This window comes from Emcibacteraceae bacterium, from assembly GCA_041396985.1.
GTDB lineage: Bacteria > Pseudomonadota > Alphaproteobacteria > Sphingomonadales > Emcibacteraceae > Pseudemcibacter.
Map to the genome: position 1 here is coordinate 171,151 of JAWKXO010000003.1, position 14,213 is coordinate 185,363.

15 protein-coding genes and 1 tRNA gene are annotated in these 14,213 nt (G+C 42.5%); 4 read left to right on the forward strand and 12 right to left on the reverse strand.

Annotation, left to right across the window (positions count from 1 at the left end; all coding sequences use genetic code 11):
* Positions 1-2 precede the first annotated feature (2 nt).
* From dnaG to R3D86_08970, 3 genes are all read left to right on the forward strand, one after another.
* Entirely contained in the window at positions 3-1,907 is a 1,905-nt protein-coding gene (dnaG, locus tag R3D86_08960; GenBank protein ID MEZ5758337.1) for a DNA primase, read from the forward strand.
* A gap of 46 nt (positions 1,908-1,953) precedes the next feature.
* Positions 1,954-4,032, forward strand: coding sequence for an RNA polymerase sigma factor RpoD (rpoD, locus tag R3D86_08965; GenBank protein ID MEZ5758338.1), 2,079 nt, complete (start codon positions 1,954-1,956; stop codon positions 4,030-4,032).
* Positions 4,033-4,140: 108 nt separating this feature from the next.
* A tRNA-Ile gene (locus R3D86_08970) sits at positions 4,141-4,217 on the forward strand.
* Positions 4,218-4,225: 8 nt separating this feature from the next.
* Here R3D86_08970 and R3D86_08975 read toward each other — a convergent pair.
* The 10 genes from R3D86_08975 to R3D86_09020 form a co-directional block, all read right to left on the reverse strand.
* Positions 4,226-4,822, reverse strand: coding sequence for a superoxide dismutase (locus R3D86_08975; protein ID MEZ5758339.1), 597 nt, complete (start codon positions 4,820-4,822; stop codon positions 4,226-4,228).
* Positions 4,823-4,909: 87 nt separating this feature from the next.
* Positions 4,910-5,353, reverse strand: a complete 444-nt coding sequence (locus tag R3D86_08980) for a CBS domain-containing protein (protein ID MEZ5758340.1) — start codon at positions 5,351-5,353, stop codon at positions 4,910-4,912.
* Positions 5,354-5,441: 88 nt separating this feature from the next.
* Positions 5,442-6,227, reverse strand: a complete 786-nt coding sequence (locus R3D86_08985) for a DUF2189 domain-containing protein (protein ID MEZ5758341.1) — start codon at positions 6,225-6,227, stop codon at positions 5,442-5,444.
* A 260-nt stretch (positions 6,228-6,487) separates the two neighbouring features.
* The gene (ccoP, locus tag R3D86_08990) at positions 6,488-7,366 is read right to left on the reverse strand and encodes a cytochrome-c oxidase, cbb3-type subunit III (protein ID MEZ5758342.1); all 879 of its coding nucleotides are present in this window, start codon (positions 7,364-7,366) and stop codon (positions 6,488-6,490) included.
* The gene (locus R3D86_08995) at positions 7,359-7,526 is read right to left on the reverse strand and encodes a cbb3-type cytochrome c oxidase subunit 3 (GenBank protein MEZ5758343.1); all 168 of its coding nucleotides are present in this window, start codon (positions 7,524-7,526) and stop codon (positions 7,359-7,361) included. Before R3D86_08995 ends, ccoP begins: the two co-directional genes overlap by 8 nt.
* Before the next feature lie 3 nt (positions 7,527-7,529).
* Entirely contained in the window at positions 7,530-8,279 is a 750-nt protein-coding gene (gene ccoO / locus R3D86_09000) for a cytochrome-c oxidase, cbb3-type subunit II (protein ID MEZ5758344.1), read from the reverse strand.
* Positions 8,280-8,281: 2 nt separating this feature from the next.
* Entirely contained in the window at positions 8,282-9,934 is a 1,653-nt protein-coding gene (ccoN, locus tag R3D86_09005; GenBank protein ID MEZ5758345.1) for a cytochrome-c oxidase, cbb3-type subunit I, read from the reverse strand.
* A gap of 24 nt (positions 9,935-9,958) precedes the next feature.
* Positions 9,959-10,243, reverse strand: a complete 285-nt coding sequence (locus R3D86_09010) for a DUF1971 domain-containing protein (protein ID MEZ5758346.1) — start codon at positions 10,241-10,243, stop codon at positions 9,959-9,961.
* Between the two features lie 2 nt (positions 10,244-10,245).
* Positions 10,246-10,689 carry a hypothetical protein gene (locus tag R3D86_09015; GenBank protein MEZ5758347.1) on the reverse strand — a complete coding sequence of 148 codons (444 nt, stop codon included), beginning with the start codon at positions 10,687-10,689 and terminating at the stop codon, positions 10,246-10,248.
* Position 10,690: 1 nt separating this feature from the next.
* On the reverse strand, positions 10,691-11,137 hold the full coding sequence (locus R3D86_09020) for a group III truncated hemoglobin (protein ID MEZ5758348.1): 447 nt from the start codon (positions 11,135-11,137) through the stop codon (positions 10,691-10,693).
* Positions 11,138-11,358: 221 nt separating this feature from the next.
* On the opposite strand from R3D86_09020, the gene R3D86_09025 reads away from it, so the two are divergent.
* Complete coding sequence (locus R3D86_09025; GenBank protein ID MEZ5758349.1) at positions 11,359-11,808, forward strand: Rrf2 family transcriptional regulator; 450 nt, start codon at positions 11,359-11,361, stop codon at positions 11,806-11,808.
* A 182-nt stretch (positions 11,809-11,990) separates the two neighbouring features.
* Here R3D86_09025 and R3D86_09030 read toward each other — a convergent pair whose 3' ends face one another.
* Together R3D86_09030 and R3D86_09035 are read right to left on the reverse strand one after the other, a co-directional pair.
* Positions 11,991-12,734 carry a sulfite exporter TauE/SafE family protein gene (locus tag R3D86_09030; protein MEZ5758350.1) on the reverse strand — a complete coding sequence of 248 codons (744 nt, stop codon included), beginning with the start codon at positions 12,732-12,734 and terminating at the stop codon, positions 11,991-11,993.
* Positions 12,735-13,172: 438 nt separating this feature from the next.
* The gene (locus R3D86_09035; protein ID MEZ5758351.1) at positions 13,173-14,201 is read right to left on the reverse strand and encodes a CsgG/HfaB family protein; all 1,029 of its coding nucleotides are present in this window, start codon (positions 14,199-14,201) and stop codon (positions 13,173-13,175) included.
* Between the last annotated feature and the right edge of the window lie 12 nt (positions 14,202-14,213).

The following is a 14,213-nucleotide window of genomic DNA, read 5'->3' on the forward strand; positions in this document are numbered from 1 at the left end:
ATATGGGATTTTCGCCGGACTTTCTTGATGAGATAAGAAACAGACTTCCAGTAAGTGACATTGTTGGCCGTAAAGTCCGACTTGTCAGAAAAGGCCGTGAACATCTTGGGCTTTGCCCGTTTCATAACGAAAAAACCCCTTCCTTTACTGTGAATGATGATAAGGGATTTTATCACTGTTTTGGCTGTGGCGCGCATGGCGATGTAATCAATTTTGTTCTGGAAACCGAAGGGCTTTCCTTCCCTGAGACGATTGAAAGACTTGCCGCTCAGGCCGGGCTTCAGATGCCGGAATATACACCGGAGGATAAACAGAAGAACAAAGTAAGAAAAACCCTTTATGATGTTATGGAGGCGGTGGCACACTGGTTTGAAAGCCAGCTTGTGTCTGCTGCCGGGAGCGAAGGGCGATCATATTTACAGAAACGGGGATTGGCGAAGGAAACAGTTAAAAAGTTCAGATTAGGATATTCGCCGGATGACAGGACTGCTCTTAAAAATGCGATGTTGGCGCGACCAGAATTTACTGAAGAGATGCTTATAGAGGCGGGCATGCTTATTCAGCCCGAGGATGGCAGTGAAAGTTATGATCGGTTTCGTGGTCGCGTAATGTTTCCTATCACCGACCGGCAGGGACGGGTGGTTGCCTTTGGTGGTCGCGCGCTTAAAGATAATGCAAAAGCCAAATATTTAAATTCCCCTGAAACACCGCTATTTCATAAAGGAAGGCTGCTTTATAATTTAAGTGGTGCAAGAAAAGCTGCTTTTGAAAAGGGCAGGTTGCTGGTCACAGAAGGATATATGGATGTTATTGCCCTGGCACAGGCAGGATTTGAAGAGGCTGTCGCACCGCTGGGAACTGCAGTTACAGAAGACCAGGTGAGGGAAATGTGGCGGCTAGCACCAGAGCCTTTTATGTGTTTTGACGGGGATCAAGCCGGTCAGCGTGCGGCAATCAGGGTGGTAGAACGTTCATTATCATTATTAAAGCCTGGCTATTCTCTCAGATTTGTCTATTTGCCGGAAGGAGAGGATCCGGACAGTTTTGTTAACGGTCATGGTCGTAAGGCTTTTGAAAAGCTTCTTGAAGAAGGTGTTCCTCTTGCCAGTGTCCTATGGTTGGATCTCATTGGTGATGCCCAATATGATACCCCGGAAAAAAGGGCTGGTCTTGAGCAGAAAATTAGCCGTGAGCTTTCCGAAATTAAAGATTCTAAAATTCGGGGATATTATGAAAGCGATTATGGAAAACGTCTGAAAAAGCTGTTTGGTGGAGAGTTTGTGCCAGAAATTAACCTTCATGAAAGAGTTGATTCAAATCTGAATAAAAAGAATCAGCAGTCTGAATGGTGGGGCAATGGAAAAAAAGTAAGTGATTTTAAGCGGGGAAAAACTGAAAAAAGCATTGGGGAACTGCATAAAACTGAAATTGGCAAATCTCGCGATTCATCAAAAAAAGGCCGGGAAAGGCTAATCATTCTAACGGTTTTGGAGCATCCATGGTTGCTTGAACGACATGAAGAATTATTTGCTACTTTTGAATTCGAATCAGTTGAGCTTGACAAGGTCCGTAATGAAATAATACGTATAGCAAGTCGCGACTCGAACCTTGAAAAGAAAGACCTGAGGCACCAACTAATAGAAAATGGATTGGGCCAGGTGATTGAAATCATATTCAGGCAAGGCGTGTTGACAGCCCATAATTTTATTGGGCCAGAATCTTCGAAGGAAGAAACTGAAGAAAAATGGAAGCATTGTATTGAGCTTTTTCAATTGGAAAAGCTAGAGAAGGAAATTGCTTCATATGGATCTAAGGATTTGAACGAAGAAGAATATGCGCGCTTGCAAGCCCTGAAAGTAGAGCATTCAGCAAGCCTAAGGAAGTTGACCACAGCCATGGAACAATAAGGTTTCTGGCGGGTTTTGGATATTTATATTAAATCGAGGTTTATAAATGGCGCCAAAAGCCACAAAGTCTGATAAAAATGCGGATAATACAGATACTCCGGTCGTAAACAGCCAGGAAGCCGTTAAGAAGATGATCGCCGATGCTAAAAAGCGCGGTTATATCACTTATGATGAAATGAATGAGGCGCTTCCACAGGATCAGATGTCTTCGGAGCAGATTGAAGATGTTATGACGCTGTTATCCGAAATGGGCATTAACGTCATTGACAATGCTGATGTTGATTCCGAAACGGAGGATTCAGATGATGATAATAGTCATGATGATGATAATGATGACAATGATGACGATCAGTCGGATGACGATTCTGATAAAATAGAAACGAAAACGCCTGCAGATCGGACAGATGACCCTGTTCGAATGTATCTAAGAGAAATGGGAAGTGTCGAACTTCTTTCCCGTGAAGGCGAAATTGCCATTGCAAAGCGTATTGAAGCCGGTCGAGAGACTATGATTTCCGGCCTTTGCGATAGTCCGCTTACCTTTAATGCCCTGGCTGCATGGGGTGAGATGCTGGCTGAAGAAGAAATTCTTCTACGGGATGTCATTGATCTGGATGCCATGTATGGTAATGATCCTACCCAGGAAACAGATGAGACATCTTCAGGTTCTGAAAATGATGACATTGATGACACTGATGTTGAAGATAAATCCGAGCAGGAAGTCATAGAAAAAAAGAAAGAAAAGGTTACGAAAAAGAACCTTGATGATGATTATGACGACTTGGATGACGAAGGGGATGGGGAAGACGACGAAGAAGAAGATGACGATGATGACGATGATGATGAAGATGGCGCAACAATGTCACTTGCCACCATGGAACAGGCGCTTCAGCCAAGGGTAATGGAAATATTCACCCAAATAGGCAACACATACAAAAAGTTTTCTAAGCTACAGGTTCTTCGCCATGAATCCAATATCGGCAATACCGAACTAACTTCAACGCAGGAAAAAAGGTACCGTAAATTAAGTGATGAGCTTATTGAGCTTGTTAATAATCTGCGTCTCAATAATAACCGTATCGAAGCTCTGCTTGAACAGCTTTATCATTCAAGCAAAAGACTGATGGGGCTTGAAGGTAAGATGCTGCGTCTTGCTGAAAGATATAAAGTCAGCCGTAAATCCTATCTGGATAATTACTGGGGTCGGGAACTTGATCCGGACTGGATCGACGAGATGTCAAAGGAAAAGGGCAAAGGCTGGAACAGCTTTATTACTTCGGAACGGGAAATTTTGCAGAATATGCGGGATCAGGTTTCTGAAATTGCCAAGGATGTCGGCTTAAATATTACTGAATTTCGTGTTATCGTAAATAAAGTTCAGAAAGGCGAAAAAGAAGCCCGCATTGCCAAAAAGGAAATGGTGGAAGCCAACCTGCGCCTTGTTATATCCATAGCTAAAAAATACACCAACCGTGGTCTTCAGTTTCTTGATCTTATTCAGGAAGGAAATATCGGCCTGATGAAAGCTGTGGATAAATTTGAATACCGTCGTGGCTATAAATTCTCAACCTATGCCACATGGTGGATCAGGCAGGCCATTACCCGGTCAATTGCTGACCAGGCGCGTACAATCCGTATTCCGGTCCATATGATTGAAACCATCAATAAACTGGTGCGGACAGGTCGACAGATGATGCATGAAATTGGCCGTGAAGCCACACCGGAAGAGCTGGCAGCCCGTCTGTCGATGCCACTTGAAAAAGTCCGTAAAGTGATGAAAATTGCCAAGGAACCGATTTCTCTTGAAACACCAATTGGTGACGAGGAAGACAGCCATCTTGGTGATTTTATAGAAGACAAAAATGCGATACTTCCAGTGGATAGCGCGATACAAACCAACCTTCGTGATACAACAACACGGGTTCTCGCATCCCTTACTCCACGTGAGGAAAGGGTGCTTCGGATGCGGTTTGGGATCGGTATGAATACCGATCATACGCTTGAGGAAGTGGGGCAGCAATTCTCAGTAACCCGGGAGCGGATCCGGCAGATTGAGGCTAAGGCCCTGCGCAAGCTTAAGCATCCAAGCCGCTCACGAAAATTAAGAAGTTTTCTGGATAAATAAACCTCTAAAGCCCGCTGATATCAGCGGGCTTTAAAAAATTTGCAAAAATGCAAATTCCCCTCTGTTCATTTTTTTTATTATCTGCTACTTAAGCAGTCTTGTTTTTGGGGGCCTGTAGCTCAGTTGGTTAGAGCAAACCGCTCATAACGGTTTGGTCGTAGGTTCGAGTCCTACCAGGCCCACCATTTATTTTTTATGTCAGTGCATTAAACCGCTTGGAAGCATTCTCCCAGTTGACGAGTTTTTCAAAAAATTTATCTACATATCTGTTTCGTTCATTTTTATAATCCAGATAATAGGCATGTTCCCAGACATCGATATTTAAAAGTGCCTGATTTAATTCGGCAACGGGTATTTCCGCATCATCGCCGCTTAAGATTTCCAGGCTGTTATTCCTGAATACGAGCCATGCATAACCGCTGCCGAATTTGTCAATGCTGCATTGTTTAAATTCTTTAATAAATTGGTCGAATGAGCCAAAATCTTTCTCAATCTGAGTTGCCAATGCACCGACAGGTTTTTGACCACCATTTGGTGACATCGAATTCCAATATAAGGTATGGTTCCATACCTGGGCCGTTAAATTGAATAATTTCTGGTTATTATTGCGTGATTTCAAAATAATTTCTTCCAGGCTGAGTTTTTCTAGGTCGGTGCCTTTGGTAATATCTATCGCTTTGGTTAAATAGCCCTGATGGTGTTTGTAGTAATGGGTTTTCACAGTCTCTTCCGAGATATGAGGTTCTAAAGCATCGGTTTCATAGGGTAAAACAGGTAAAGTTAATTCCATAAATAATTTCCTTTTAAAAATTTAGTTAAGTTCATGTTTAATGATGAGCCAGCCAATGGAAAGGCGGGTATTAGAAATCAGGTCCTGTTATCTATAGCCAATACCCACTACATAGTCTTTTAGAAGCGCCTCTTCATACTGTGCATCTTTAAGAAGTTCATGAAGGGTGTCTTTGGCATTTAAAACGGCAATCGGGACGTTATTTTCATCAATTACAGGAACATGGGTGATACCGGATTCTTTCATGATTTCCCATACGTCATATAACAAGCTGTCTGTTTTGCAGAATATAATATCCCGGGTCATTATTTTATCCGCCATTGTTGTGCAACTATTGCCATGACAATGGCTTATCTGGCGGACAATGTCTGTTTTGCTGATTATTCCGACCATAGAGCCGTCATTACTACAGACAACGACAATCCCGTTATGCTTTTCAGATAAAATTCGGGCAGCGTCTATTAAGGGCGCATTGTCACTTATGGTATAAAGCGCATCGGAGATTTTATATAGAATAGATTTAATATACATATGAATTTCTTTTCATGATGATAGCCAAATTGGATTTAAACTTTAAGCAAAAAACATCGTTATCTAATTTTTTTATTTTTAAATTCTGTTAGCAGTCTATCTCCTTATAAGCATGCCATGTGCTATGTCCCAGCCATGGAAAAATAATGACTAATCCGAACAGGCCTGTTGCCAGACACAGAAGGAATAATATTAAAATAATAAAACCCCAGACTACAGCAACCTTCATATTATGCCAGGCAAGGGCCATACTTGTTCCCATTGCTGTAAAGGCATCGACTTTTTTATCCAGCAGCATGGGAATGGAAAAAGCGCTGACCGCAAAAGAAAAGGAAGCAAATAAGCCACCGACTGCACTGCCGACAATTAGCAATCCCCATCCGGTGGGGGTGGTGAATACAGTATTTATAATGTGATCAAACCCGGAAAAGGGTACCATGCCAAAAAAAAGTGCATAAAGCAGGAAGGCTGCCCGTAACCACATCACCATAATTAGACCGAGGACTACACCGACCAATAATATCTGCCCCAGGGTTTTTCCCCGAATTGACAGCATTTTGGCCATAGAAACGGTTTCTTTTTCTGAAATTCTGCGGCTTTTTTCATAAAGACCGACGGCAAGAGCAGGGCCAACAATCATAAAGCCGGCAAAGGCAGAAAACACAAGATATTCGGCATTAATGATAAAAAGAACATAGATAATCAGGACAGACAATAAGAAGATAAATGATCCGTAAAGTAAACTGGTGGCTGGAAATAACCATAGGTCGGCCCATCCGGCGGATAGCCATCTGAATGGCGTATTCCATTCCATGTTTTTCGCAAATTTGCGTCTCGGATTTACGAACTGTACCTCTGCTTGTTTAGTGTTCATAATTTTTCACCCTTGTTTATGGCTTGTCCATTAATCATTTTAACAACTTGAACTCGCCGCTCTGAATGCGTTCCCGGCTTCATCAATTGATTTATAATGAGCCACACATGCTGGCTGCGAATTGACTGACACATACACAAGATGAATATTAGCCCCGATCACGAGCATAAGAACCAGTATTCCGGCAAATGACCAAAATACTTTTGAGTTCAAACAGATGAATAGAATGTTCGACAAGGCAGCTATTTTCTTCCTGGTGGTCAGTCTGTCTCTCCCAGTTTCAATATGTAAAAGGATAAAATTTTTCTTTCCGGCAGGCTTAGGCGTTCAGACCAGAACGGCATGACCCCCTGACGTCCATCTCTTAATACGGATGACATTGTTTCATAGTCATTTCCATATATCCAGAACGGGTCTGTTAAATTAGGCGCACCAAGCTCGGTTTGGCCTTCGCCGTTTTCTCCGTGGCAGACGGCACAGTTTTCCGAGAAAACTTTTGCCCCTGCGGCAATGACATCATCACCAACAGTTGTTGAAATATTGGTACCTGATAAAGACTGAACAAAATAAATGACATTTTTCCTATCTTCTACATTGAGAATGCCGTCCCGTCCGAACGCCATCATTTCGCTTGCCCGACTGTCTTCATGTCCGGAATTAATGCCGATGTTAATTGTTTCCAGTATTGTATCCGGATCGCCGCCCCATAACCACTGTTTGTCAGTGAGGTTTGGATATCCGTGGCCGCCTTTTGCGTCGCGGCCATGGCACATGGCACAATTATCTTCAAACAGTCTTTTGCCATTGCGCATAATCACGGTTGTTAATTCATTGTCATTTTTCAGATCCGGATAATCTGCCTTTGCCAGCCTGACTTCCCAGGGTTCTCTGACCAAATTAGCCTGTGTGAGGTTTTCTTTTACTGTTTCCCGTTCATCGGCCCCGAGCAGTCCTTTGGTATAAGTGGAACCGAGCGGCCAGCTGGGAAGTAAAATCCACATAATGATTGCGCATATTGTGGCTACTGTCAGGAATATCCATATGGCTTTTGGTATCGGGGTATCCAGTTCTGTAATACCGTTCCATTCGTGCCCGGTTGTTTCACGGCCCGAGTATTGATCAATATTTTTCTCAGACATGGTTATCCTCATCCTTCAAAATACTTTCCCCGGCCTGATCGAATTTATTTTTATTGGCAGGCCAGTAGGCATAGACAGTCACACCGATGAAAACGATCATCATGTAAAATAATCCATATGATTTCGATATTGCGACCAGGGTCTCATGATTTATATCCATTCTCTACTCCTTCTTCTCAAGATTCTTCGGTAGAGTTAAATCGGAGATTTCGGATACATCTGTCAGTCGCCCGATAATCTGTAGATAGGCGACAATTGCGTCCATTTCCGTCACACTGCTGCGATTGCCATCAAAATAACTTATGGTTGTCTTTTCACCGTAGCGTTCAAGCAGGCCGTCAACATTGCCAGAATCCGGATTGGCCTGTGCATAAAGATCATCCACTGCATGATCAATCATTTCCTGTGTGTAAGGAACACCGACTTTACGAAGCGCTGCCAGATCAAGATTTATGTCCCTATAATTAAGATCATTTCGAAGAAGCCATGAATAGGAAGGCATAACTGACTGCGGGACAACATCGCGTGGATTGTTAAGATGGGTAACATGCCACTGATCAGAATATTTTCCGCCAACCCGTGCCAGGTCGGGTCCTGTTCTTTTTGATCCCCATAACATTGGATGATCATATTTGGATTCTACCGCCAATGAATAATGGCCATAGCGTTCCACCTCATCCTCAAGGGTTCTGATCATCTGTGAATGACAGGCATAGCAGCCTTCCCTGATATAAATATTGCGACCGGCCAGCTCCAATGGTGTGTACTGGCGCATATCGGGCACTTCTTCCACTGTTTCATCAATTGTAAAAAGCGGGGCAATCTCGACTGCTCCACCAATAGAGCCGACAAGGATAATGGCAAACACAAACCCCATGGCACTTCGTTCAAGTTTTCTGTGTCTTTCACTCATTTCTATGTTCTCTGTGTTTCAATTGCTGCTGTTGTTGGGACCGGTGCCCGGTCAGGCTGGCTTGCTTGCTCCTGCGCCGTTTGTCCTATTGTTTTCACGATATTGTAGAAACAGATTATGCTTCCTGTCAGAAACAGGAAGCCGCCAAAAGCCCGCGCATAATAATAGGGCTTCATCGCTGCAACGGATTCGATAAAGGAATAGGCAAGGGAGCCGTCCTCATTATAGGCTCTCCACATCAGCCCCTGAATAATGCCGGAATTCCACATCGCAAAGACATAGATCAGCGTTCCGATAAGGGCGAGCCAGAAATGCACTTCAATTAGTTTGGCTGAGTACATGGTTTTCTGCCCCCAAAGCCAGGGAACCAAAGTATAAAATGAGCCAAAAACAATCATCGCCACCCAGCCCAGAACACCGGCATGGACATGACCAACGGTCCAGTCAGTATAATGGGAGAGGGCATTAACGGGACGAATTGCCAGAAATGACCCTTCAAATGTTGACAGTCCATAAAACACAGCGGCGATCATCATAAAACGGAGCGTGGCGTCATCCCGGACTTTGTTCCATGCACCATTTAATGTCAGAAGGGCGTTTCCGGCTGATGACCAGGATGGGACCAGCAGCATTATTGAGAATGACATCCCAAGCGTTTGTACCCATTGGGGCAACGCAGTGTAATGAAGGTGATGTGATCCAACCCACATATACATAAAGGTGATGCCCCAGAAGCTCACTATGGACAGTCGGTAAGAAAAAATGGGCCTCCCGGCACGTTTGGGAAGATAATAATAAAGCATGCCGAGAAAGCCCGAGGTAAGAAAAAAGGCGACAGCATTATGACCGTACCACCATTGGGTCATGGCATCCTGTACACCGGAAAAAATGGTATAGCTTTTGGCATGGGTAAGTGAAATGGGCACTGCCAGATTGTTAATAATGTGCAAGATTGCAACAACGATAATAAAGGCCAGAAAATACCAGTTTGCCACATAAATATGAGGTTCCTTCCTGCGGGCCAGCGTTCTTAAATAAAGTACAAAATAAAGCACCCATACTGCCAATAGAAGTATGTCGGCATACCATTCAGGTTCGGCATATTCCTTGGACGAGGTAATCCCCATCAGATACCCGCTGACGGCCACCAGGCAGAATATGTTATAGCCGATAATAACCACCCATGGACTAAGCTGATCCGGCAGCCGGGACCTTGTCGTCCTTTGAACCACATGAAAAGAAGTCGCGATCAAAGCATTGCCACCAAACCCGAAAATAACACCGGTTGTATGAACGGGTCGAAGCCTGCCAAAACTTGCCCACCCGGCATCAAAGGTGGCTTCCGGAAAAACAAGAAGCCAGGCAACCCAGTCACCGATAAAGGCTGCAAAAACAAGCCATGACATGGAAAAAATGATGCCAGCTTTGGTTGGGTCATCAAAATATTTTTTAAAATTGGATGAATTCGGTTGCGGCTCATAATAGGAGTTTCCTATAATAAAAATCAGTGCCAGACCAATAATGGCAATCAGGGCACCATGAATGCCAAGAATATCTTCCCTACCCGCTATACCGATGGTCAAGCCAATCAGGGTTAAAGCTGCCGATATATAAATAGCAATATATCTCTCCTTTTGTGTCAGATTTGAAACCATTTTTACATCTTCCGGTTCAATTTTTTATTTGTAAAATTCGATATAAAATTCCGCATCCTTTGACGGCCGGATATAATGGAGCACTTGAGATTCAATTACCTGACAGTCGCCTTCAGTCAGCAAAGACAATGGCTTTTTCTGTTCTGACAGAAAATATCTGACTTCACCCTTTTCAACACAGAGCAGACCCCAGGTTCCTTTTTTCAGATTATGATCACTCAGCAGTTTTTCAGGGACTGATTGGTTATTGAAAAGAGAGGTTTTGAAATAGGGTTTTACAATATCGGGTAATTTTGGCGCTTTATTCATTTTCAGGGTTCCTGATTATTTTCGTTGTGATTTTCAATTTTAAAATAACCAATGGCCAGTAAGGCCAGTGAAAGGCATTTAATGACCTCCAAGACAATATAAATGGCATGAATACTGTTTGGGGGTGCTGCACTGCCGGCGGTAATAAGGTCGGTTCTTTCATTAAGCAGCGGCATTAAAAATAATTGCTGGACGACTAGTATGAGAATTGGCAAAATTATCCAGTGCCACTGAGGCTTTTTAAAGCGAAAAAGACTGCCAATAAGCAATAAACAAAGCGCAATTTCGACCATTCCGATCCAGTGAAACTGTGCCCTTCCAACTTCAAGTGCAACAGGTAGGGTTAATGATGCCACCGTAAATTTTGCAGGTGCGGCAATCAGCGCTCCTCCAAGCGAAACACCCGCCCATATTCCTGCAATTCCATTATGCAATGTTAAATCCATCTTACAGTCTTCCCTGTCTTAATTCAGGCACACCAAACATAGCCAGTTGCAGGCTTTGGGCAATTCGGGCGGCCCGTTCCATAAAATATGGAATGACTTCTTCAGTTGGCGCAATTTCGATCAGCGTTTTTTCGAAAAGGGACAGCCATATGTCAAAATCGGCTTCCCTGGCCTTGGTCAGTTTTCTATGGACCGGGACTGGCTGTCCTGAATAGGTGCCGCTGTTCATAGCGACTGATGACCAGAAAGATTTCATTTTTAACAGATGAGCATCCCAGTTATTTCCGATTACGTCATCAAAGATTGGGCCTAGTCTCTCATGGTATCGAACATGATCATAAAATGTATCAACCAGTTTTGAGATAAATTCATCATTTATTCCCATGTTGAGAGCATTCTGCTGGATAATTTTACGTCGTTCCAAAGCTGTTAAATTTACATTTTCCATAATTATGCCTTTTTCAAGTTAAAGCACCTTCATTGAGTTCTTTATAGCAATCTGGAGAAAATATTCAAGCCAAAAGAATATTTAAAATATTTTTTTGAAAAATTGGAAAATTTCGAATACTGTATTATAGTCGCTTTGAGGCTACGGATTTAAACTCTGCAAAAAGTGCTTTGATTTGTTTATTCTGCCAATGATTAATTTTTACAATAAGAGAAAATAAAATGCGCCTTACAATAAAAACTGATTATTCTCTTCGTGTCCTTATGTATCTGGGGGTGACTGGTGATAGACTGGTTACAATTCAGGAAATCTCGGAATGTTACGATATATCCAAGGGACATCTTATGAAAGTGGTCCGACACCTTGGGCATATAGGATGCATTAAAAGCAGTCGAGGTAATAATGGCGGTATTAAGCTGAATATAGAACCATCAGCTATAAATATTGGTTCGATAGTCAGGAAAACAGAGCCCGATCTGGCTCTTGTTGATTGTATGCAGGCAGATGGCAAATGTCGGCTTGCACTTGGGTGTAAATTAACCTCTATACTGGATGAAGCACTGCACTCTTTTCTGAAAACTCTGGATAAATACAGTTTGGATGATCTAATAGAAAACCCAGGCGGTCTGGCTAGTTTATTGGATATTGAATTAGTGCCTTCAAAAATTTAAATAATGAGTGTCCTTAAACTCTGCTCTCGATCCATAACGCCAATTTAAATTCAGCGGTTTTAATAGAATATTATAAATATTCTTTAATAGCAGGTTCTAGGGATGTAATTAATAAAGTAATTGTCGAAAAAACTGTTAATGGGTAGTGATTTAAATTTCATTTTTCTTTTAATAATTGTTGATTAAAAGAGCCGCCAGAAAAATACCCCGCTCATAATAAATCCGACCAGTGCTATTATTAATCTGATCATGGTTTTAGGAAGAACTCTTGCAATAGGTGCGCCGACGTAGCCACCAGCTGTTGAGGCGATCATCATAACCACAGCTTCGTACCACTCCACCATACTGCCTAATGAAAAAATTAAAACTGAGATAGCTGAAAGTGCGAATGAAAGTCCGCTTTTTAGTCCATTCATTTGATGGATATTTTCCATTCCCCATAGTGCAAATAAAGCAAGGAATACAATCCCCAATCCACCATTAAAATATCCACCGTAAATACTCGTTAAGAATATTCCAACAGAGCCATATGGAGAAACGAGATTACTGTGTTGTGTAGTCCAGCGGCGTATGTCCTCACTGAAAAGGAAGACTATTGTGGCGAATAGTAGTAAGAATGGTACAGCTATTGAGAAAGCCTGATTTGAAGAAACAATAAGCAGTCCTGATCCAAGTGCCCCGCCAATTATCGTTATTACTGTCAAGCGGATCAGAATTGACCGGTCAAATGCTTTTAACTCACTTCCAAAACCGAGAGCGCCCCCGAGATATCCCGGAAACACAGAAACGGCACTTGTAGCGTTGGCTGCAACAGGTGGAACCCCGGTAAAAACTAATGCCGGAAAAGTCAGGAAAGTCCCTCCGCCCGCAATTGTATTTAAAATACCTGCTCCAAATGCAGCGCTGATTAAAATAATAATATTCAATTGGATTCTCTGATAATATTTTGGGTTATCGCGGATATTATAGAATATAATTTCCTTTAAGGCACATTTGAAACTTATACATCTTCAGTTTTAGGTGCAAGTCATCCCATTTGTTATAAATGTATTTTTTGTCGTATGCAGCTTCAATAGGATTGTCTTAATGAGAATTATTTCTGTATATTTGCCAGTAAGTTTCTATGTTGTAGGAATTAAATTCTCTGTTTATCAGAATTAATTCCCTGATAAATTATTTAGGGAAATGGTCAGTTTCTCGCTGTAACTCATAGTAAATTTAGCAATGAAATCATAAAAAACCCCAAGAATGAGAATATTTCCCTGTAAATTCCCTGTATTTTAGGGAAATCATAAGAGACTAGTTCGCTATTGATACAACACCACCATTTTCCCCTTTTGCCAATAAAAAATCCAGGGCATTTCCTAATTTGACATTTTAACGGCCATATCTCCGCGTTCAGGCGGTGTTGTATCAATAGCGGCATAGTCACCATAAGACAACCGTTCTTCAACCCCAGTGAGTGTGATAATGCCGAGTTCTTTCTTCCTCACACTTAGAAGTTCACCCGTTGTGGGGTCGGTCAAGCGTCTAACAATCCTTTCGACGACAAATTTATCTCCGGATTTTAAACCGGCATTTTCACCATAGTTTAAATATATTTCACTGCCATCAAATTCTACAACCGAGCTGGACCATTTTACATATTCTGATTTACGAGCGATATTCTGCACGGCTTTGGTGATTGCTTTTCGGGCGGCCTGCCCAAGGGGTGTTTTATAAAATTGGTTTGTACCCAGATTCATACCTTTATAGCCGGCATTAACATCGAAAGATCTGCTCTTTGCCGTTTCTTTCACGCTGAAACTGTCAATGATTTCACCGCTTGAAGTATCTACCAATCGAATGTCTAAGCCAACTGTGCCTGATTTTCCTTGTAGTGAGGCGCCGCCACCTAGCAAGCTTCCGAGGGCGCCGCTTGATACGCCCAAGCTTAAACCCCCTCCCTTGTTACCGGCATCAAATTCTGTGACCGCTCCATATATGATGATCTGGGCATTTTGAAGATTGCCGGATTGTGGCCTTCCTTCCTGTCGGGTCAGTCCGCCTGCTGCAAGTTCCTGTTCTGCCAATACCTGTTGAAGATTGGCGCGTTCCACGACAATAAAGCGATCCGCCTCTCTTAAGGCAGTCACAAACATGGAGGATAAACCGCCGCCAATAGACCAGTCTCCATAATTAGCGGCGAAAGAACCAATTGAGTCAAATTTTCCAACGGCGACAGTGCGTCTTGGACCTTTGACTTGTGGTATTTTCCCGTCAAGGATGCCTTCTTCCGCTTCAACATCATCCTGGGCATAGCTGTATACCGGCGCCACCATACTTAATAAAATAATCACCAGACATTGATTAATCACTGTAACAAGATTTTTTATTGTTTTTACATTATTCATTTGTAACCTCCA

Coding starts and splice junctions, on each gene's coding strand:
- ccoO (MEZ5758344.1), bottom strand. CDS start 8,279: ATGAGTGAAAGACACAGAAAACTTGAACGAAGTGCCATGGGGTTTGTG.
- R3D86_09020 (MEZ5758348.1), bottom strand. CDS start 11,137: ATGGAAAATGTAAATTTAACAGCTTTGGAACGACGTAAAATTATCCAG.
- R3D86_08975 (MEZ5758339.1), bottom strand. CDS start 4,822: ATGGAATTAACTTTACCTGTTTTACCCTATGAAACCGATGCTTTAGAA.
- R3D86_08985 (MEZ5758341.1), bottom strand. CDS start 6,227: ATGAACACTAAACAAGCAGAGGTACAGTTCGTAAATCCGAGACGCAAA.
- dnaG (MEZ5758337.1), top strand. CDS start 3: ATGGGATTTTCGCCGGACTTTCTTGATGAGATAAGAAACAGACTTCCA.
- R3D86_09035 (MEZ5758351.1), bottom strand. CDS start 14,201: ATGAATAATGTAAAAACAATAAAAAATCTTGTTACAGTGATTAATCAA.
- R3D86_09025 (MEZ5758349.1), top strand. CDS start 11,359: ATGCGCCTTACAATAAAAACTGATTATTCTCTTCGTGTCCTTATGTAT.
- ccoP (MEZ5758342.1), bottom strand. CDS start 7,366: ATGTCTGAGAAAAATATTGATCAATACTCGGGCCGTGAAACAACCGGG.
- R3D86_09010 (MEZ5758346.1), bottom strand. CDS start 10,243: ATGAATAAAGCGCCAAAATTACCCGATATTGTAAAACCCTATTTCAAA.
- R3D86_08995 (MEZ5758343.1), bottom strand. CDS start 7,526: ATGGATATAAATCATGAGACCCTGGTCGCAATATCGAAATCATATGGA.
- R3D86_09015 (MEZ5758347.1), bottom strand. CDS start 10,689: ATGGATTTAACATTGCATAATGGAATTGCAGGAATATGGGCGGGTGTT.
- ccoN (MEZ5758345.1), bottom strand. CDS start 9,934: ATGGTTTCAAATCTGACACAAAAGGAGAGATATATTGCTATTTATATA.
- R3D86_08980 (MEZ5758340.1), bottom strand. CDS start 5,353: ATGTATATTAAATCTATTCTATATAAAATCTCCGATGCGCTTTATACC.
- rpoD (MEZ5758338.1), top strand. CDS start 1,954: ATGGCGCCAAAAGCCACAAAGTCTGATAAAAATGCGGATAATACAGAT.